This is a genomic window from Erwinia papayae (genome assembly GCF_058241465.1).
In genome coordinates this window covers 1,332,158-1,351,071 of sequence record NZ_JBZCHT010000009.1, presented here as the reverse complement: position 1 = coordinate 1,351,071, position 18,914 = coordinate 1,332,158, and the positions used below count along the sequence as shown (strand labels likewise).

The window sequence follows — 18,914 nt, the reverse complement described above, 5'->3', positions numbered from 1 at the left end:
CGAGCGATTTTATGTTGTCAGAACATCATTGCCTTTGAAATATGGAAGGACCGGTGCAATCACCCAATCAATTGATGTTGATGAAGCCGATGAGGCCCGGCAGCCAATTGGCAGGCTGTACACCATTCAGATCGGCGGGGATGTCATTATTGAAAACGGTGGCTGTACCATTGACGCGAATCCGGTTGTCTCGATGGGGACCGTTTCCACGACAAATTTTCATGGTATTGGTAGCCTTAGCGCGGATGTGCCCTTTAACATCAGTCTCAGGGAGTGTTACGGAACAGAAAAGCAGGTTGACATCTCTTTTCATCCGGTATCAGGATTTGCCGATGCGGCCAGGTCGGTGATTGCGCTTGATGAAAGCAGCAGCACTGCCAGTGGTGTTGGCATCCAGCTGTTGTTCAATGGAGAGTATCTTCACCCGGATGGACAATCGCATTATTACCCACTGCAACAGGGGGTTACCAGGTTGCCCTTTATCGCCCGTTATTACCAGACAGGGACAACGGTCAGACCGGGCACGGTCGAATCATCGGTGATTTTTTATATTTATTATCAGTAAATTTTCTCTGTAAGGAGAAATTGCCCCCGAAGTGAATAAAAAAACGCCCGCGTTTAGTCTGCGGGCGTGATGTTTTATGCGGCTACAGAGGCTGAATCAGAAATCGTAGCCGACGGTGGCAATAATCGTGCGCTCCGCGCCCCAGTAACAGTAGCCGGTGCCATAACAGGCGGATACATAATCACGATCGGTCAGATTATTGGCATTAACCTGCACAAAGGCACCTTTCAGGCTGCTGTTCCATGCGCCCAGATCGGCACGTACCGAGGCGTCGAACAGGGTGGCAGAAGGCAGTCGGGTGGTGTTTTCATTATCGGCCCACTGTTTACCGATATAACGCACCCCGGCACCGACGCTGATACCATAATCAAACTGATATTTTGCCCAGGCTGAAGCCATTGAATTTGGCGTGACATAAGGTGTGTGACCGTCATTACCGTCGACAGAATCTTTGTAACGCACGTGGTTAAGCGTAAAGTTAGCCAGGGTGCTCAGCCGTGGCGTCAGCTGGTTATGCGCCTCCAGCTCGATGCCCTGCGAATGCACTTTACCCGCCGGTTCGTAGTAGGAACCGACAATCACCCGATTACCCACATCTTTCTGCGTCAGGTCATACAGCGCCACGGAATAGAGATCGGAGGTGCCCACCGGCTGATATTTCACCCCTGTCTCATACTGCTCTGAGGTGGTGGGTTTCAGCAGATTGCCATCAGCGCCGGAGAGAGATTGCGGCGTAATGGCCTGGCTGTAGCTGACATAAGGCGAAATGCCGTTATCGAAGGCATACAGTAGCGCGGCGCGCCCACTGACATGATCATCCTGACGACGGTATTTACTGTCGAAATCATAATAATCGGTCTCCGAGACAATACGGTCATAACGGCCCGATACATCCAGATGCCACTTCTGCCAGCGCATCTCATCCTGGAGATAAACACCTGTCTGGGAATAACGACGTTGTGAATCGGTAAAGGTGTAGCTGCTGCGCGTTCCCAGGGCTTCGCCGGTCAGGGCGTTAAGCTGAGTCGCATAGCCGCTGGCATCACTCAGATCGTTTTTGTACTGATGATATTCAGCCCCCAGCACCACTTTATGTTGCAGTTCACCGGTGGCGAAATCGGCTTCCAGCTGGTTATCCAGCGCAAAGGCATCCAGCGACGAACGCGAACCGGAATAGTAGCGATTCAGCAGGTCGGAATTATTGCTGTCCCAGCCAATCTGATAAACCTGATCGAGATCAACATTGGAGTGCGAATAGCTCGCCGTGGAGCGGAAGGTCCAGGTGTCATTAAAGCGATGAGCAAACTGGTAACTGTAAATCTGCTCGCGACGTTTAAACTGATCCAGCGAACTGTCTCCGTCGTAAAAACCGTTGCTTAATTTACGGCCGTTATGTTCAGTAATGCTGCCGTCACCGGGTACGGCGCTGTGATAACCGCCGGACGGATCTTTTTGCAGGTAGGCACGTAACAGCAGCGACGTATCCTCATCCGGTTGCCACAACAGTGAAGGCGAGATGGCATATTTTTCTTCACGGGTGTGATCGTATTGCGTATTGCTGTTACGTGTAATCCCGGTCAGACGAAACGCCCATTGATCGTTAATCGCGTTGGTATAATCAAACGCCGCACTGTTAGTGCTGTTGGTGCCGGTGGACGCGCGGAAGTGGCCTTCCGGAGTAAACTGGGGCCGTTTGGAGCTTTCCATTACCAGTCCGCCTGGCACGGTCTGACCGTAGAGAGCCGAGGACGGGCCTTTAATCACGTCGATGCGCTCCAGAAACCACGGATCCACCTGCAACACGTTGTAACTGCCCGGATCGCTCATCAGCCGTAAGCCGTCGAGGAAAATATTGTCCACATCACCGCCGTGGAAGCCACGCAGCGAAACGGTGTCGTAGCGGCTGGCGGCACCGGCAAAATTGGTGAATGCGCCAGCGGTGTAATTGAGCGCCTGATTGACATCCAGCGCCCCCTGATCTTCCATCTGCTGGCGGGTCACGACCGAGACGGACTGGGCGGTGGTCACCAGGGGCCGGTCGGTTTTCATCGCGCCGGTGCTGGTTTTGGCAGTATAACCGGTGGTCGGTGTGGTGGCTGTTTCAGCAGGTTGCGCGGTCACCACCAGCGTATCAGCTGCAAAAGAAACAGCAGGCGCAGTCAGCGCGACAGAGCAGAGCAGGGCAGAACGCTTCAGAATAAAAGGCATTCTCATTGTCAGTTACCTTACAAAATGTGCGGCCAGGTGTAATCCGCCTGCGGCAAAGAAGAGTAAAAGGTGCGCAGTAACGGTAATGTAAAGATTTATAATAATCTCAATGAGAATTATTATCTTTTCGTAAATGGGATTCAAGTAATGATTTTGAATATCAATTACCTGCAAATGATGGGGGTTTAACTGGCGGCACCGCAGTGCCGCCGCAGGTTACTGTTTTTTGGTAATATCACTGACATTATTACACACGACATTTTTCGGGCAGTAGAGGTCCATCAGTTTCAGCGTTACGCCATTGGTCCAGCCGAAGCCATCCTGCAACGGATACTCTCCGCCACCCCCTCCGCCGCCAGGCACTTTCCCGTCCACCACATATTTTTCCACCAGCCTATGCTGCTTATCGTAAGTGCTTTGTACATTGTTTAAAAAGCGCATCCCGACCTCTTTAGCCAGGGCCTGTCTGCCGTAGTTGTTCAGCCCCTCCACGGCGGCCCACTGAAGGGGTGCCCAGCCATTAGGTGCATCCCACTGCTGACCATTGTTAACGGTCGTGGTCACCAGACCGCCTTCTTTGACCAGCTGTTTTTCCACGGCATCGGCGGTTTTCGCCGCCTGCTGTTGCGTTGCGACCTTCAGCCAGAGAGGAAACAGCGTGGCCGCAGTCAGCGATGAACGGATGCGATCTTCACGCCAGTTGTAATCGGCGTACCACCCCTGGCGGCTGTCCCACATATAGCGGTTGACAGCCTGTTGCCGCCGTTCTGCCAGCTGGCTGAAGCGTCGGCTGGCGGATTGGTTTCCGGCCAGCTGACTTGCATGAGCCAGCGTCTGTTCAAGGTGAAATAACAGTGAATTAAGATCTACAGGAAGAATGCGGGTGGTCTGGATGCTGGCAAGGTCATGCGGATTGACAAACCAGCGGGAGCTGAAGTCCCAGCCAGAGGCGGCCCCGGCGCGCAGATCCCGATACAGTTCTGCCTTGTTACGATCCCCCGCTTTCTGTGCGGTGGCTATATCCTCCATCCAGGATTCGGTTCGCGGCACATCCCGGTCATCCCAGTAGCGGTTAAGCAGGCTGCCATCTTTTAGTTTCACCACGCGCTGAAAGGCGTTTCCGGGCTGCAGGCGATCGGCCCCGGCCATCCAGTAGTCATATTCTTTTTGCAGTTCCGGCAGGTATTTGCGGTAAGCCTCGTCCCCCTGATGCTGCGCCAGAAGATCGACCATCATACTGAAAAATGGCGGCTGAGAGCGGCTGAGATAATAGCTGCGATTACCGTTAGGGATATGACCATATCTGTCCAGCAGGTAAGCGAAGTTATTCACCATATCCTGCACGCGATCCCAGTGATTGCTTTCAGCCAGACCGAGCATGGTAAAATAACTGTCCCAGTAATAGACCTCGCGGAAGCGACCACCCGGCACGACATACGGAGAGGGCAGCGACAGCAGTGAATCCCAGGAATTAGCCTGATGGGCTGTGCGGGTCAGTACCGGCCAGAGCCCGTCAATATGTTGTCGCAGACTTTGTCCTGCGGGCGGCACATATTTCCCACTCTCCTCAGGCAAAATAAAGTTGGCTGCCACAAAGCGCTTCAAATCGAAATTTCGCTGGTTTTTCTGCATTTGCCAGTCAGCAAGGATGGATGAAGGATCACTTTTAGCAACGGCATCGGCAAACGTTTTCTGATCAGGGAAGATTCTGGCGGCCTGCACCACCTCAAACAACGGCCCAAAACGACTGTCAGGCGGCTGTGGTGCATCGCTCAACATACGCTGCGAATTGTCAGCGGCACTGGCACAGGCTGGCTGAACCAGAGCTGCGATTACTAAAGGCAGCAGCAGCGTGGTTTTCCACTGACGTTTTTCGACTCTCAGCATTGGTTATTCTCCATGTCCGGATCCGGCGACCCATAAGCTATTGACCGTAAAACAACTTTAGACGGTTTTCTGTCGGGTGTGCACAGAACTCCAGGAAGTGTGAAGCCGCCGGAATTTTTCTTAAAGGGTGCAGTTTCCCGTCAGGCTGAAAAGTCAGTTCGTGTCCTGAGTTATTCGCCTGTACCTTCACCCTTCAGGATTGATACGCAAACCTGACATTAAAGCGCACGTATTATTCAGCATAAGCAAGGTATTATTGCTATTTAAAACGGCAGGAAAATAATGACTGATGATGGCAACAGAAAGAAATTTGGATGCTCTTTTTATTACGAATATTTTTTTGGCAACATAAGAATTTTTTTGTGATTTTTACTCTTAATATCTATAATAAATTTTTTTGCTGCATCAAAAGCGCGGAAATAAAGAAAATAATTAAAAAAATTAATAATGCCTGAGTTTTTTGCAGGCAGGGGATAGTATCAATAACAGAAATACAATGGACTCAGCACGCTTAAGGGACTTGATTAATGAGTACACCAACACAGAATATCCTGCATACCGGGGGCGATCCTCGCGCCTTGCCTGAATTTATCGAACTTCGCCATGAAACAGCTAAAACCAGCCATAACTCACGCAAAGAAATCGACTGGCAGCGTGTAGAGGAACTCTCAATCGCGCTGTTTCGACGTAACGGCATGGATCTGCAAAGTGTTGCCTGGTACACCATGGCCAGGGCATGGCGAACCGGGCTGGCAGGACTGTGTGAAGGGCTGGAGATCGTCACGGCGATGATGAAGCATCAGTGGTCCACCTTATGGCCCCACCCTTTGCCGGCACGGCTGGCGATCATCACCTGGCTCAGCGCGGGGATTCAACAGGTGATCCGCGCTCAGAGCCCCGGGCAGGAAGATCTCCCTTTACTGCACAGGCTGGAAACCCAACTGGATGAGAACGTCGATACGCTGGAGAAACTGGCGCAGAAACATCTGTCGCAACTTGACTGGCTGAAAGTGCAGGTCAGTGAGGTCATCGGGCAAATCGCACCCGTGGGCCATGAGCTACAACAGGCTGAGCGCAGCGCTTCGCAGCCGGAAAGCGATGAGTCAGATCCGGATTATGTCCCGCCTCATCGTTATGCGGACGGTCACACGCCGCTGATTTACGTGCCACGGGATTTAACCTCTTCAACTGCACTGAACGTCTCGTTCAGCTTCTGGGAACGCAGCCGTGGATTTTTTGCCGGAATGATGGTGATGCTCATCCTTGGCTCAATGGCCATCTGGGGATACCAGCTGATGGAGCCCATTCCCGGCAGGGCGCAGCGTATGGCAATACTGGCGCAGCAAATCACACCGCAGCAGGTCAGGCGCAATGAAAGCTGGCAGCAGACGGTTTCGGCGATGGCACTGCCGAGTGCGCAGATGCAGCTGTGGCAAACCGCACAGTTTCGGCTGCAACGCCTGGGAGAAGATCTGGATGCGATGGAAACCACGGAGCCAGGGTGGCCCGGGCTGCCGGAAGTGAAGGCGAGGGTGGTGACTATTCAGCAGCCATTGCAGGAGCTGATGCCCGTGGAAGAGCTGCTGCGCAGGCTGGAAAAAAACAAAACCTCCCCGGTGTTGCGCGGCAAAATTGAACACCGGCTGAAACAGCTCCTGGCCCGTTATGCCCTTATCCTCAGTCAGGACCCAAAGCATGACGAACTTTACTGAGTCCGGCATCCCCGCATGCTGCGGGGATGCGCCCGGCCAGCATCAGAACATCATCACCATCCATGGATAGGCGATCAACATCATACTGCCAAGAAAAATCGCGCCAAAAATGGTCCCCAGCCGCCAGTAATCTTTGGTGGGAAGATAGCCGCTACCATAATAGATAGGACTGGGGCCGGTGCCGTAAGGGGTAATAATCCCCATAACCCCGAGGGAGGTGACCATCATCAGACAGAATACCGGCATATTGATACCCGGAATGGATGCGGCGATGGTCAGCGTGGCGGGTAACAGGGCGGTGGTGTGCGCGGTGGTGCTGGCAAACAGGTAGTGCAACAGGAAAAAGGCCACCAGCAGTACCACGGCGGAAATCTGGGGATCATAACCCTGTAACAGCTGACTACCCTGTTTCCCCAGCCAGGCAATGAAGCCAACGCGTGCAAGGCCATCAGCCAGTGCCACCAGAGTGGCAAACCAGGCAAAGGTATTCCATGCGGGTTTATTACTGGTGATATCGTTCCAGTTCAGCACGCCGGTCCACAGCATCAGCACCACGATCAGCAGCGCCGCCATCGCCGGTTCAATAATGCTGGCGGCAAAAATCCACATCAACAGCGCCGAGCAGACAAACAGCAGCAACAGCATCTCATTGCGCGACAGTTTGCCCAGTTTTTCCAGTTCGCTGCTGGCCCAGCGCGGCACTTCATCATTTACTTTTACCTCTGGCGGGTAGAACCAGTAAGCCAGCAACGGCATGGTAAAAATCAGCAGCACCCCCAGCGGCAGAAAGGCAAGAAACCAGGTCCCCCAGGAAATATCGAAGCCGGTAATGCTTTTTACCAGCGCCAGCGCCAGCAGATTGGGCGCAAGCGCCGATAAAAACATCGAACTGGTGATACAGGCGGCAGTAATCGCCACCCACATAAGATAGGAGCCAATTTTACGTGCGCTGGGATCGTTGGGTTTCGAACCGTATAACGGCGGCAGATTGGCGATAATCGGATAAATGGTGCCGCCGCTGCGTGCGGTGTTAGATGGCGTGAAAGGGGCCAGTAGCAAATCAGCAAAGGTAATGGCATAGCCCAGCGTCAGGCTGCGGCGGCCAAGATATTTAACCAGAATCAACGCCAGCCGCCGCCCAAAGCGGGTTTTGTCATAACCGGCCGCGAACATAAAGGCGCCAAAAATCAGCCATACCGTTGAGTTACCGAACCCGCTGACCGCCCATTTAAAGGCCTCCGCAGGCATCCGGAAATGCGGATCCGCCACCTCCGCCGGGGTGAACAGCAGCCACTGGCTGAACAGGGCGATCACCACCACGCCGGTCAGACCGATTACCGCGCCTGGCAGCGGTTCAAAAATCAGACCAATAATGACCCCGACAAAAACCGCAAAAAAGTGCCAGGCATAAGGTTGCAACCCCGCCGGAACGGGGATGAGTAACAGCAGCAGGGTCACTACCACAGGAAGTAACAGCATGAACAGCTGCTTTTTTTGCCCGGCACTGGCGGGGGTAACGCTGTTGGTTTCACTCATAGCAGACAGAGATTCCATCGTTGTGACAAGGTAATGCGGCGGCTCAGAACCTGTTAAAGCAGGCATCCGCTCGCACGGGTCAGAGAACATATTTTTATTAATAAAATAAATGGTAGCAAAACAGATTAACTGACCTGGTTTTTTACCGGAAATATGCGTTTATGCTGCGAAGGAAATTAATTTTTAACATTTTATTCAGGGCCAGAACATGCCGTTCTCTGGTCGATAATGCATAAAGCTGAATCAGATAAATAGTTAACATAAGCCATTGCTGTTCGCAACAAAGTGCATTCCGGATGCAGTATGTTAAATTCAGTAAGTACCAGATAATAGCTTTATTTGACTGATTTTAAACATTTTAATTTGTGGTAATTGTGGGTTGATTTTTGGAAATCAATAGTTAACAATTTACCAATGTCTTTCAGATATTGTTAATCATTTGCCATTTCCGGGCAATGAAAATGATATTGCTGACCTGTTTTCTCTCTCTGCAAAGCGATGATGGATAAATTCAAATGATGCCGGAATGTTATTTCAGGCCATGCTAAGCCGTCTGGCAGAGAACTCAGCACATCTTAATTTTGGAGCTGCCCTGATATGAATACGCTGACCCCGGTTCTTAACCCTCTCACGTTGCCTGGTGGGGCGGTGCTGAAAAATCGTCTGCTGATGGCTCCGATGACCACCTGTACCGGCTTTCATGATGGCTCGGTCACCAGCGATCTGGTGGAATACTATCGTGCCCGCGCCGGCAGCATTGGCACGGTGATTGTGGAATGAGGTTTTATCGATGCCAAAGGCCCGGCATTTCCCGGTGCCATCGGCATCGACAGTGACAACAAAATCGCCGGGCTTAGCCGAATTGCGGATGCCATTAAGTCCCAGGGGTCGACGGCAATTTTGCAGATTTACCACGGCGGCCGAATGGTGGAGCCAGAACTGATTGGCGGCAGAACTCCGGTGGCACCCAGCGCCATTGCTGCACCGCGTGAGGGAGCCACCACGCCGCAGGCGCTGACCGGCGAGGAAGTGGACGTGATGATCACCAAATTTGGTGATGCGGTTAACCGGGCGATTAAAGCCGGGTTTGATGGTGTGGAAATCCACGGCGCTAACACCTATCTGATCCAGCAATTTTTTTCACCCAACTCCAATCAGCGTGAAGACAAATGGGGCGGCAGCCGTGAAAAACGCGCCGCCTTTCCGCTGGCCGTGCTGGACATTACCCAGAAAATGGTGAAACGCTTCGGACATGAAGGTTTTATTATCGGCTACCGCTTTTCTCCGGAGGAGCTGGAAGTGCCCGGCATTCGTTTTGACGATACCCTCTATCTGCTGGAGAAACTCGCCGCCCAGGGGCTGGACTATGTGCATTTCTCCGTGGGGCAGCTGCTACGACCCTCTATCGTCGACAGAGACGACCCGACGCCGCTGATTAGCAAATTTATTGCCATGCGCTCGCCGCAGCTGGCAAAAATCCCGGTGATTGGCGTGGGCGGTGTGGTCAACAAATCCGATGCGGAAAAGGCGCTGGAGCACGGTTTTGACCTGGTGGCGGTCGGCAAGGCGTACATTGCGTATCCGGACTGGGCTGACCGCATCATTAACAACGACGGCCATCTTGAGCTGTTTATCGACAGCAATCAGCGCGAAGCCCTGAAAATACCGGAGCCGCTGTGGCGCTTCTCGCTGGTGGACGCGATGATCCGTGATACCAGCGTCAGCGGCAGAAAATATAAGGCGGGGGTCTGGCAGGAAAAAGTGGAATCTGAGGCGCTGAAGCTGAAGATCAATGTCACGCTGGATACCGACCGCATCACCGATATCAGTCTGGTGCCGGACGACAGCCTTGACGTGGATTTCACCACCACCTTCGAAAGCCTGCGTTCACGCATTCTGGTGGCAAACAGCCCACACGTTGATGCCATCACCGGGGCCACCACCCAGAGTGAGGCGCTGAAAAAAGCCGTTTCGCGGGCGATGACCACCTCCAGCAAAGAGCAGGTTATTGAGGAGGGCGGCAATCCGCAGGCACCTCAGAACGTTGACGTGGTGATCGTCGGCAGTGGCGGTGCAGGGCTGGCGGCGGCGATTCAGGCCCATGACGATGGCGCACGGGTGATGATTATCGAAAAAATGCCGACCATCGGTGGCAACACCATCAAGGCATCGGTGGGGATGAATGCGGCAGAAACCCGCTTCCAGCAGTTGAAAGGGGTGCGCGACAGCAAAGCGCTGTTTTATGAAGAAACCCTGAAGGGCGGCAAATTCAAAAACAATCCCCTGCTGTTGCAGGAGTTTGTTGACCTCGGCCCGGAAGCCCTTGAGTGGCTGGCGGCGAAGGGTATCGCATTGAACGATCTCACCATCACCGGCGGTATGAGCATTGAGCGAACCCACCGTCCGGCGGACCATTCCGCAGTGGGCGGTTTTCTGATCAGTGGTCTGGTGAAAAACATCAATAAACGCGAAATCGAGGTACTGCTGGAAACCTCGGTGGACGAAATTCTGATTGAAAACGGCGCGGTGAGCGGTGTCCGGGTGGTGGATGAGTACAACGACAGTCGGGTGCTCAACGCGAAAAACGTCATTGTCGCTACCGGCGGCTTCAGTGCCAACCGTGAGATGGTGGTGAAGTACCGGCCGGAACTGGAAGGCTTTGTCACCACCAACCACAAAGGCGCTACCGGCAGTGGTATCGCCATGCTGCAAAAGATCGGGGCGGATACGGTGGATATGGCTGAAATTCAGATCCATCCGACGGTGGAGCAGACCACCTCTTACCTGATTTCTGAAGCCATCCGGGGCGGCGGCGCGATACTGATTAGCCAGGCAGGCCAGCGCTTTTACAATGAGATGGAGACCCGCGACAAAGTCTCGGCGGCGATTATCGCCCTGCCGGAGAAAAATGCCTGGGTTATTTTTGACGATGAGGTGCGGCGTAACAACAAAGCGGCTGATGAATATATCGCCAAAGGCTTTGTGGTCAGCGCGCCGTCGCCGCAGGAGCTGGCGGTGAAACTGAATATGGATTTTCATGCGCTGCTGGCCACGCTTGAACGTTACAACCTGTTTGTTGAAAAACAGGATGATGAGGATTTTGGCCGCAAAACGGCGATGCGTCATCCGCTGAAACAGGCACCGTTCTACGCGATTCGTATTGCGCCGGGTGTCCATCACACCATGGGTGGTGTGACCATCAACACCGATACGGCCGTGCTGGATGCGCAAAAGCAGGTGATCCCTGGCGCCTGGGCGGCGGGGGAAGTGGTGGGGGGCATTCACGGTGCCAACCGTATCGGCGGCAACGCCGTGGCCGATATTATTATCTTTGGCATTCTCGCCGGACGACATGCCGCCGCCTTCTGCCGTTAATGCCTGCCTGCCCACGCTGCGGCGTGGGTGGGCACTCAACGCGTCATCATCTCACCTGATCACAAAAATATTTTTCTCCCCCCGCAACTTTTCCCCTTCCCACAGCGAACTGTCTGTCAGCACTTTCACTGATACCTACCGGAGCAAAAGATGAAAAAAACGATCGGCAGACTGGCCCTGGCCGCCACCCTTGGCGCATCGGCGCTGGCTTTTAACGCCGGGGCAGCACTGCCCGTTGGCGCGAAAGCCCCTGACTTCGAGTTGCAGGGTGCGCTGGCGGGCAAAGCCATCACTTTCTCGCTGCAACAGGCGTTACAGAAAGGGCCGGTGGTGCTCTATTTCTTCCCGGCCGCCTTCAGCAAGGGCTGCACCCTGGAGGCGCATGACTTTGCTGAGGCCACGGACAGCTTCAGTAAACTGGGCGCAACCGTGGTCGGGGTGACCGCAGGAAACACTGACCAGGTGAGTGATTTCTCGAAGCTGGAATGCCGCGATAAATTCGCCGTTGCCGCCGATCCAGGGGCGAAAGTGGCCGCGCAGTACCAGACCACCATGCAGATGAAAGGCAAAACCCTCTCTGAGCGGACTTCATTTGTGATTGCACCCGACCACAGCATTCTGCTGAGCTACACCGACCGTAACCCTGACAGCCATATCCAGAAAGCCATGGAGACGGTCAAAGCCTGGGACCAGTCACATCCGTCAGCCCACTAATTTCCCTCGCGAGGTCAGTTATGTTGACAGCCATTTTTGCCGCCTTTCTGGGCGGCATCATCCTTAACCTGATGCCCTGTGTCTTTCCGATCGTCTCCCTGAAGGCATTTGGTTTACTGCGTCATCAGGGGCAACAGGCTGAGGCACGCCGCGAAGGGCTGGGTTTTTTGCTGGGCGTGCTGCTGGCGATGATGGTGCTGGCCGCCATACTGTTGGCGGCCAGAGCCGGAGGTGCCGCCGTCGGCTGGGGGTTTCAACTTCAGTCACCGCTGGTAATTGCCATTCTGGCGCTGGTGATGCTGGCCGCAGCACTTAATCTGCTGGGGGTGTTTGAGGTCGGGATGTCGCTCCAGCGTGTCGGTGAAATCAACGGCGGCGGTGGCGCTTTCAGCCGTTCAGCCCTGACCGGCGCGCTGGCCATTGTGATAGCCACGCCGTGCTCTGCGCCCTTTATGGCCGGGGCCATCGGTTACGCCTTGCTGCAACCTCCGACGGTGGCGATGACGGTATTCTTTTTCCTCGCGCTGGGGTTTGCCGCGCCCTTTACCCTGCTGTCGCTGTTTCCGCTACTGGCAAACGTTCTGCCGCGTCCGGGCGCGTGGATGGCGGTGCTCAAGCGTGCACTGGCTTTCCCGATGCTTGGTGCCTGGGCCTGGCTGGTATGGGTGCTGGCTCAGCAGGCGGGCACCGCCGCGCTTGGCGTGCTGCTGGCCGGTTCGGTGGTGACAGGCTTTGCGGCCTGGCTGTACGGTATCGCCCAGCAGCGGCGCATCAACGGTAAAAGCTATCGCCTCAGCGGCGTGGCCGCCGCCGCCCTGATCGTCGCGGTGCTGGTGCCGCTGCCGAAGGTGATGCATGTCGCCCCATCGGCACCCGAGCTGGCTAAGCTGCAATGGACGCCGCAGGCGGTGCAACAGCAGCGCGGGCACGGCAGGGCGATTTTTGTCGATTTCACCGCGTCATGGTGTATCACCTGTCAGGTCAATGAGCGTACCTCCCTCTCTACGCAGGCGGTAAAGCAGGCGCTGGCTGAAACCGGAGCCTGGTATATGGTGGCGGACTCCACTAAATTTAATCCCGATGTCGATGATGCGCTCAGTCAGTTCGGGCAGGGGGGACTGCCGCTGTATGTGGTTTATCCCGCCAATGGCGGCCCACCTGAGGTGCTGCCGCAGGTATTGACGCCGGACATTGTGGTGAAGGCGCTGAACCGCGCGGCGGGCAGGAAAATCTGATTTCTCCTGCCTCAGCAAAAAATGAGGTGGCGATAACAGGATGCAATATGGATAAGTGCGATGCGGTGATGCGGGAGAGGTGGCCGGAACTGATGGTCCGGGCTCAGGCTGGTGACGGGCAGGCATACAACCGGCTGCTGACCGCGCTGGTGCCGGTCATACGCACCCTGGCAGCAAAAAAAATTGCTGACCAGACGCTGGTGGAGGATGTGATTCAGGATGTGTTACTCAGCATCCACCGGGTGCGGCACACCTGGGACCCCGACTATCCTTTTCTTCCCTGGCTGATGGCGATTGTCTCTGCCCGTGCCACCGATGCATTGCGGCGACGCGGCCGCCGCCAGCACTGGGAGGTGGAAGAGGCTGCCGTGCCGGAAGGTGAGCAGCCCGCCACGCCTGTCGGAGGGGATGCGTCTGCGGAGCTGGCGGGTTTTCTGCTACAGCTGCCTGCCCGTCAGCGGGAAATGGTCGAACAGGTGCATTTACGTGAAATGAGCCTGGCAGAGGCCAGAGGCCGCCGCGCACAGCAATCTCAGCGTCTCTGCTGTTAAGTCACTGCTGCATCGCGCATTAAAAAATCTACGACGGTTCGGAGCCGGTGATGAAAGATCATAATCTGTTAATTGCACAACTGAGCCGGTCAGTCCCCCCCGTCAGACGCGCCCCCGGTATCAACCAGCGGCTGGCAGGCTGGCTGGCGATCGCCTTACCGGTGGGAACCGGCACCGGCCTGTTGCTTAACCGGGCGCTGACCGACTGGACAGCAACGGGGGCAGGCTGGACCGCCTTGCAATCACTGCTCTCCTTTCTGCTGGGGATACTGGCTGTCCGCGCGGCCTTTGGCCTGAGCATCGCCGGTCGCCGGGTAACAGGCTGGAAGCTGTTTCTGCCGCTGAGCACGCTGTGGCTGGTCAGCTCCCTGCTGCAAATGCCTGCCAGTCCCTTGCCGGTCAACCTTGCTGAGGGCACCGGCTGCTATCTGTTTCTGCTGGGGGTCGCTACCCCGATGAGTCTGGTGATGATTGCCAGCCTGCGCCGTACACCGCTGCTCTGTCCGCTGCGCAGTCTGGCGATGGCGGGATTTGGGGTGGCATGGATAGCCGTCACCCTGCTGGCATTCTGTCACCCGGTTCACTTCCATCTGCACGATCTGCTGATGCATCTGGCGGCCTGTGTGACCATCGTGCTGCTGACCATGGTGCTGGGAAAGCGCTTCGTCGCGCTGAACATCGGACGTTAAAATTGACGGCTGTGACATCAACGCGGATGCTTCTTATCGTTTTCTTTACCTGACGATAACTGACCCCTGTCATAAAGTGCGGCTAGACTGATAATGAGAATGAACGTTCATTAAAGGAATGCCGACAGATGGTCTTCAATAAAATTGCACTGGTAGGGCTGACGCTGCTGATGGTGGGCTGCGATCAGAAGGCTGACAACAATGCCACTGAAAGGGTGACAGAAGTCGGGGTGGTGACCCTGAAATCTGCGCCTGTGGAGCTGTTCAGTAACCTTAATGGTCGGGTAACCGGGACGATGGTGTCTGACGTCCGGCCGCAGGTGGATGGCATTATCAAGCAGCGTCTGTTTACCGAAGGCAGCGAGGTAAAGCAGGGCCAGGTGCTGTATCAGATCGATCCGGCCAGCTATCAGGCCAGCTACGATCAGGCCGTGGCGCAGCTGAATAATGCCATTGCCGTGGTGAAGAGCAGCAAATTAAAAGCCCAGCGTTATAAGGCGCTGCTAAGTGAAGAGGGGGTATCCCGCCAGGATGCGGATGATGCTGAGGCGACCTGGCAGCAGAATCTGGCCTCCGTTGCCCAGTACCGCGCTGCGGTGGAAAGCGCCCGCATCAATCTGGACTGGACAAAAATCAAAGCGCCGATCTCAGGTCGCATCGGCATCTCGTCCGTTACCCCCGGTGCACTGGTCAGCTCCGGCCAGTCCGATGCGCTGGCGACCATTCGCGCCCTCGACCCGATTTATGTCGATCTCACCCAGTCCAGCAGCCAGCTGTTAAAACTGAAAAAACAGCAGGCCGGACTACCGGACAGCGACAGCGTGCCGGTCACCGTCACGCTGGACGATGGCACCCGCTATCCGCAAACCGGCAAACTGGAGCTGACGGAAGTGGCCGTTGATGAATCCACCGGCATGGTTACCCTGCGGGCCATTTTCCCCAATCCGGATCGCGACCTGTTACCGGGCATGTACGTGCGGGCGGCGGTCAGCAATGGCGTGAAACAGGACGCAATCCTCGCGCCTCAACAGGGTATCAGCCGTGATGCCAAAGGCAACGCCACCGCGCTGGTGGTGGACAAAGAGAATAAAGTGGTGAGCCGCGAAGTGGTGACCAGTCAGGTGCTTGGCAACCAGTGGCTGGTCAGCAGCGGGCTGGCGGCGGGCGACCGGCTGATTACCGAAGGAACCGGTAAAGTCCAGGCGGGGATGACGGTGAAAGCCACTGAAGTCAGCGACAGTAAAACCGCTGCCGACGCTCAGCCAGCCAGCGGAGGCCAGTAAGCATGTTTGCACAGTTTTTTATCCGGCGGCCGGTGTTCGCCTGGGTTATTGCTATCGTGATCATGATGGCGGGTATTCTCAGCATCAACAGCCTGCCGGTGGCGCAGTACCCCGACGTGGCACCGCCACAGGTGAGCATTCAGGCCACCTACACCGGTGCGTCAGCGGAAACGCTGGAAAGCAGCGTCACCCAGGTGATTGAGCAGCAGCTCACCGGGCTGAATGGCCTGCTCTATTTCTCCTCATCCAGCACCGCCTCTACCGGCCAGGTGAAAATCACCGTGACCTTCGAACAGGGAACCGATCCCGACATCGCCCAGGTGCAGGTGCAGAACAAAGTCCAGCAGGCGGAGAGTCGCCTGCCTGAAGCGGTGACCTCACAGGGTGTGACGGTGGAGAAAGCGCAGAGCGACTTCCTGCTGATTATGTCGCTGTATGACAAAACCAACAAAAGCAGCTCTTCTGACGTTGCCGATTACCTGGTCAGTAATATGCAGGATACGCTGGCGCGCCTGCCTGGCGTGGGTGGCGTAAAGGTGTTTGGCGCGGAATATGCCATGCGTATCTGGCTGGATCCGGTCAAACTGGCCGCCTTTTCGCTGATGCCTTCTGATGTGGAAACGGCGCTGGAAAACCAGAATACCCAGGTCTCTTCCGGCCAGCTTGGCGCTTTGCCGTCGGGGAAAGAGCAACAGCTGGTTGCCACGGTGCAGTCACGCTCGCGCTTGCAGACGCCGGAGCAGTTTCGCAACATCATCCTGAAAAGCAAAACTGACGGTTCGGCGGTGCGGCTCAGTGACGTCGCCAGGGTTGAAATGGGCGACGATGACTACAGCTCCAGCGTGCTGGCTAATGGTCATCCCGCCTCAGGTATTGCCATCCAGCTGTCGCCCGGGGCCAATGCCCTCTCCACCGCAGAGAACGTCAAAAAGGCGGTGGAGGAGTTTAAAAGCAGCATGCCTGCCGGTTACAGCGTGGCTTATCCGCTCGACAGCACCGACTTTGTAAAAATCTCCATTGAAGAGGTGGTGAAAACGCTGGTCGAGGCGATCCTGCTGGTGATCGTGGTGATGTTTGTCTTTTTGCAAAACATTCGCACCACGCTGATCCCGGCCATTGCCGTGCCGGTGGTGCTGCTCGGCACCTTTGGCGTGCTTGCGGCATTCGGGTACTCCATTAACACCCTGACCATGTTTGGGATGGTGCTGGCGATAGGGTTGCTGGTGGATGATGCCATCGTGGTGGTGGAAAACGTCGAGCGGGTAATGCGTGAGGAGAACCTGCCGCCACGCCAGGCAACGGAAAAATCGATGCGGGAAATCACCGGGGCGCTGGTCGGCATCGCGCTGGTGCTGTCGGCGGTATTTTTGCCGATGGTGTTTTTCAGTGGCTCGACCGGCGTGATTTACCGGCAGTTTTCTATCACCATCGTCTCTTCCATGCTGCTGTCGGTGGTGGTGGCGCTGACGCTGACACCGGCGCTCTGTGCCACCATGCTGAAACCCCACCGGCCGCAGAAAAAAGAAAAAGGGTTTTTCCCTTGGTTTAACCGCAGCTACGAGCGAGTGCAGACGCGTTATCAACACGGCGTCGCACGGGTAATCCACAGTCCGCTGCGTTATTTCCTGCTCTACGCGCTGATCCTTGTCGGCTGCGCGCTGCTCTATCTGCGCCTGCCCACCGGTTTTCTGCCCACCGAAGACCAGGGCTACATTATGGTGCAGTACCAGCTTGCCCCTGGCGCGACGGAAAACCGCACCAGCGAAGTACGCAAAGCGGTGCAGGACTATTTTCAGACCAGTGAAAAAGAGAATGTTGAAGTCAGTATGCTGGTCAATGGCTTCAGCTTTGCCGGTAGCGGACAGAATGCCGGGGTGGGATTTATCGCGCTGAAAAACTGGGATCAACGCAAGGGTGAAGAGAACAGCGCGGCGGGAATCGCAGCCCGCGCCATGCAACATCTCTCAGCCATCCGCGACGCACAAATTATCGTCATGACGCCGCCTGCGGTTTCCGGTCTTGGACAGTCTGATGGCTTCACCATGGAGTTGCAGGCGTGGGCCGGAACCGACCGCAGCCAGCTGATGAAGCTGCGTGATCAGCTGATCGCCGCAGCGGCCAGCGATCCCACCCTCACCAGCGTACGTGCCAACTCTCTGCCGGATTTGCCACAGTTGCAGGTCAATATCGACGATGAAAAGGCGCAATCGCTGGGCCTGTCGATTGCCGATATCAACAGCACCTTAAGCGCGGCCATTGGCGGCTCTTATGTTAATGATTTCACCGACCGGGGCCGGGTGAAAAAAGTCTATATGCAGGGTGATGCCGACTTCCGCAGTAAACCGGAAGATATCAACGGCTGGTTTGTGCGCGGCAGCGACAGCAGCGGCAACGACACCATGGTGCCTTTCTCCTCGTTTTCTTCCTCGCAGTGGGCCTACGGCGCTGACGCGCTGTCACGCTATAACGGTCTGTCATCCTATGAAATCCAGGGCACGGCGGCATCCGGCAGCAGCTCGGGTGATGCCATGACCGCGATGGAAAAACTGGCGGCGAAACTGCCGGCAGGCAGCACCTATGCCTGGACCGGGCTGTCGTATCAGGAACGGCTGGCCGGGAGTCAGGCCATGTCGCTGTATGCCATCTCGCTGATTGTGGTGTTCCTCTGTCTGGCGGCGCTGTATGAAAGCTGGTCGGTGCCATTCTCGGTGATGATGGTGGTGCCGCTGGGCATTATAGGCGCGCTGCTGGCCACCGAGCTGCGCGGGCTGGAAAACGACGTCTATTTCCAGGTGGCGATGCTGACTATCATCGGGCTGTCGGCCAAAAACGCCATTCTGATTGTGGAGTTTGCCGAAGAGAATTACCGCAAAGGGCAGAGCCTGCTTGAGGCGGCGATCCACGCGGCGGCGATGCGTCTGCGTCCGATTATTATGACCTCGCTGGCCTTTATTGCGGGTGTGCTGCCGCTGGCGGTGTCAACCGGCGCGGGTGCTAACAGCCGTATTGCCATCGGCACCGGGATTATTGGCGGAACCCTCTCCGCCACGCTGCTGGCAATTTTCTTTGTCCCGCTGTTTTTTGTGCTGGTGAGACGGGTATTCCCGGCGAAGCCGCAGTATGACGAGCAACTGCCCGTTGAAGAGAAAGGAGAATAAG

General features: G+C 55.7%; 10 protein-coding genes and 2 pseudogenes. 9 read left to right on the top strand and 3 right to left on the bottom strand.

The window, feature by feature from the left end; genetic code table 11:
* The first annotated feature begins 34 nt into the window (after window positions 1-34).
* Complete coding sequence (locus AC3RPL_RS11145; RefSeq protein ID WP_490740071.1) at window positions 35-565, top strand: fimbrial protein; 531 nt, start codon at window positions 35-37, stop codon at window positions 563-565.
* Window positions 566-661: 96 nt separating this feature from the next.
* On the opposite strand, the gene AC3RPL_RS11140 is transcribed toward AC3RPL_RS11145, so the two are convergent.
* Window positions 662-2,779 (bottom strand): TonB-dependent siderophore receptor, encoded by a 2,118-nt coding sequence (locus AC3RPL_RS11140; protein ID WP_490740070.1) that lies wholly within the window; start codon window positions 2,777-2,779, stop codon window positions 662-664.
* A gap of 210 nt (window positions 2,780-2,989) precedes the next feature.
* A complete protein-coding gene (gene treA, locus AC3RPL_RS11135; protein ID WP_490740069.1) occupies window positions 2,990-4,660 on the bottom strand; it encodes an alpha,alpha-trehalase TreA in 1,671 nt (556 codons plus the stop codon).
* A 527-nt stretch (window positions 4,661-5,187) separates the two neighbouring features.
* Between treA and AC3RPL_RS11130 the strand changes: the two genes are divergently transcribed.
* A complete protein-coding gene (locus AC3RPL_RS11130) occupies window positions 5,188-6,372 on the top strand; it encodes a type VI secretion system ImpA family N-terminal domain-containing protein (RefSeq protein WP_490740068.1) in 1,185 nt (394 codons plus the stop codon).
* Between the two features lie 42 nt (window positions 6,373-6,414).
* Here the strand turns inward: AC3RPL_RS11130 and AC3RPL_RS11125 are convergent, their stop codons facing one another.
* Window positions 6,415-7,926: an anion permease gene (locus AC3RPL_RS11125; protein ID WP_261640732.1), complete on the bottom strand. Its 1,512-nt coding sequence runs from the start codon at window positions 7,924-7,926 to the stop codon at window positions 6,415-6,417.
* A gap of 579 nt (window positions 7,927-8,505) precedes the next feature.
* Between AC3RPL_RS11125 and AC3RPL_RS11120 the strand changes: the two are divergent.
* From AC3RPL_RS11120 to AC3RPL_RS11090, 7 genes and pseudogenes are all read left to right on the top strand, one after another.
* A pseudogene (locus AC3RPL_RS11120) lies at window positions 8,506-11,283 on the top strand (flavocytochrome c).
* A gap of 150 nt (window positions 11,284-11,433) precedes the next feature.
* On the top strand, window positions 11,434-11,997 hold the full coding sequence (locus AC3RPL_RS11115) for a peroxiredoxin (protein WP_490740067.1): 564 nt from the start codon (window positions 11,434-11,436) through the stop codon (window positions 11,995-11,997).
* A 20-nt stretch (window positions 11,998-12,017) separates the two neighbouring features.
* Window positions 12,018-13,232 (top strand): protein-disulfide reductase DsbD family protein, encoded by a 1,215-nt coding sequence (locus tag AC3RPL_RS11110; protein ID WP_490740066.1) that lies wholly within the window; start codon window positions 12,018-12,020, stop codon window positions 13,230-13,232.
* 47 nt (window positions 13,233-13,279) lie between these two features.
* Window positions 13,280-13,847: pseudogene (locus AC3RPL_RS11105) on the top strand (sigma-70 family RNA polymerase sigma factor).
* Window positions 13,834-14,472 (top strand): DUF1109 domain-containing protein, encoded by a 639-nt coding sequence (locus AC3RPL_RS11100; RefSeq protein ID WP_490740065.1) that lies wholly within the window; start codon window positions 13,834-13,836, stop codon window positions 14,470-14,472. The pseudogene AC3RPL_RS11105 and the gene AC3RPL_RS11100 overlap by 14 nt, the downstream one beginning before the upstream one ends.
* Before the next feature lie 128 nt (window positions 14,473-14,600).
* Entirely contained in the window at window positions 14,601-15,755 is a 1,155-nt protein-coding gene (locus AC3RPL_RS11095) for an efflux RND transporter periplasmic adaptor subunit (protein ID WP_490740064.1), read from the top strand.
* A gap of 2 nt (window positions 15,756-15,757) precedes the next feature.
* Window positions 15,758-18,913 carry an efflux RND transporter permease subunit gene (locus AC3RPL_RS11090; protein ID WP_490740062.1) on the top strand — a complete coding sequence of 1,052 codons (3,156 nt, stop codon included), beginning with the start codon at window positions 15,758-15,760 and terminating at the stop codon, window positions 18,911-18,913.
* Window position 18,914 lies beyond the last annotated feature (1 nt).

Excerpts from the sequence above, each read along its gene's own strand:
- AC3RPL_RS11140 (WP_490740070.1), bottom strand. The coding sequence starts at position 2,779 with ATGAGAATGCCTTTTATTCTGAAGCGTTCTGCCCTGCTCTGCTCTGTC.
- treA (WP_490740069.1), bottom strand. The coding sequence starts at position 4,660 with ATGCTGAGAGTCGAAAAACGTCAGTGGAAAACCACGCTGCTGCTGCCT.
- AC3RPL_RS11130 (WP_490740068.1), top strand. The coding sequence starts at position 5,188 with ATGAGTACACCAACACAGAATATCCTGCATACCGGGGGCGATCCTCGC.
- AC3RPL_RS11125 (WP_261640732.1), bottom strand. The coding sequence starts at position 7,926 with ATGGAATCTCTGTCTGCTATGAGTGAAACCAACAGCGTTACCCCCGCC.
- AC3RPL_RS11115 (WP_490740067.1), top strand. The coding sequence starts at position 11,434 with ATGAAAAAAACGATCGGCAGACTGGCCCTGGCCGCCACCCTTGGCGCA.
- AC3RPL_RS11110 (WP_490740066.1), top strand. The coding sequence starts at position 12,018 with ATGTTGACAGCCATTTTTGCCGCCTTTCTGGGCGGCATCATCCTTAAC.
- AC3RPL_RS11100 (WP_490740065.1), top strand. The coding sequence starts at position 13,834 with ATGAAAGATCATAATCTGTTAATTGCACAACTGAGCCGGTCAGTCCCC.
- AC3RPL_RS11095 (WP_490740064.1), top strand. The coding sequence starts at position 14,601 with ATGGTCTTCAATAAAATTGCACTGGTAGGGCTGACGCTGCTGATGGTG.
- AC3RPL_RS11090 (WP_490740062.1), top strand. The coding sequence starts at position 15,758 with ATGTTTGCACAGTTTTTTATCCGGCGGCCGGTGTTCGCCTGGGTTATT.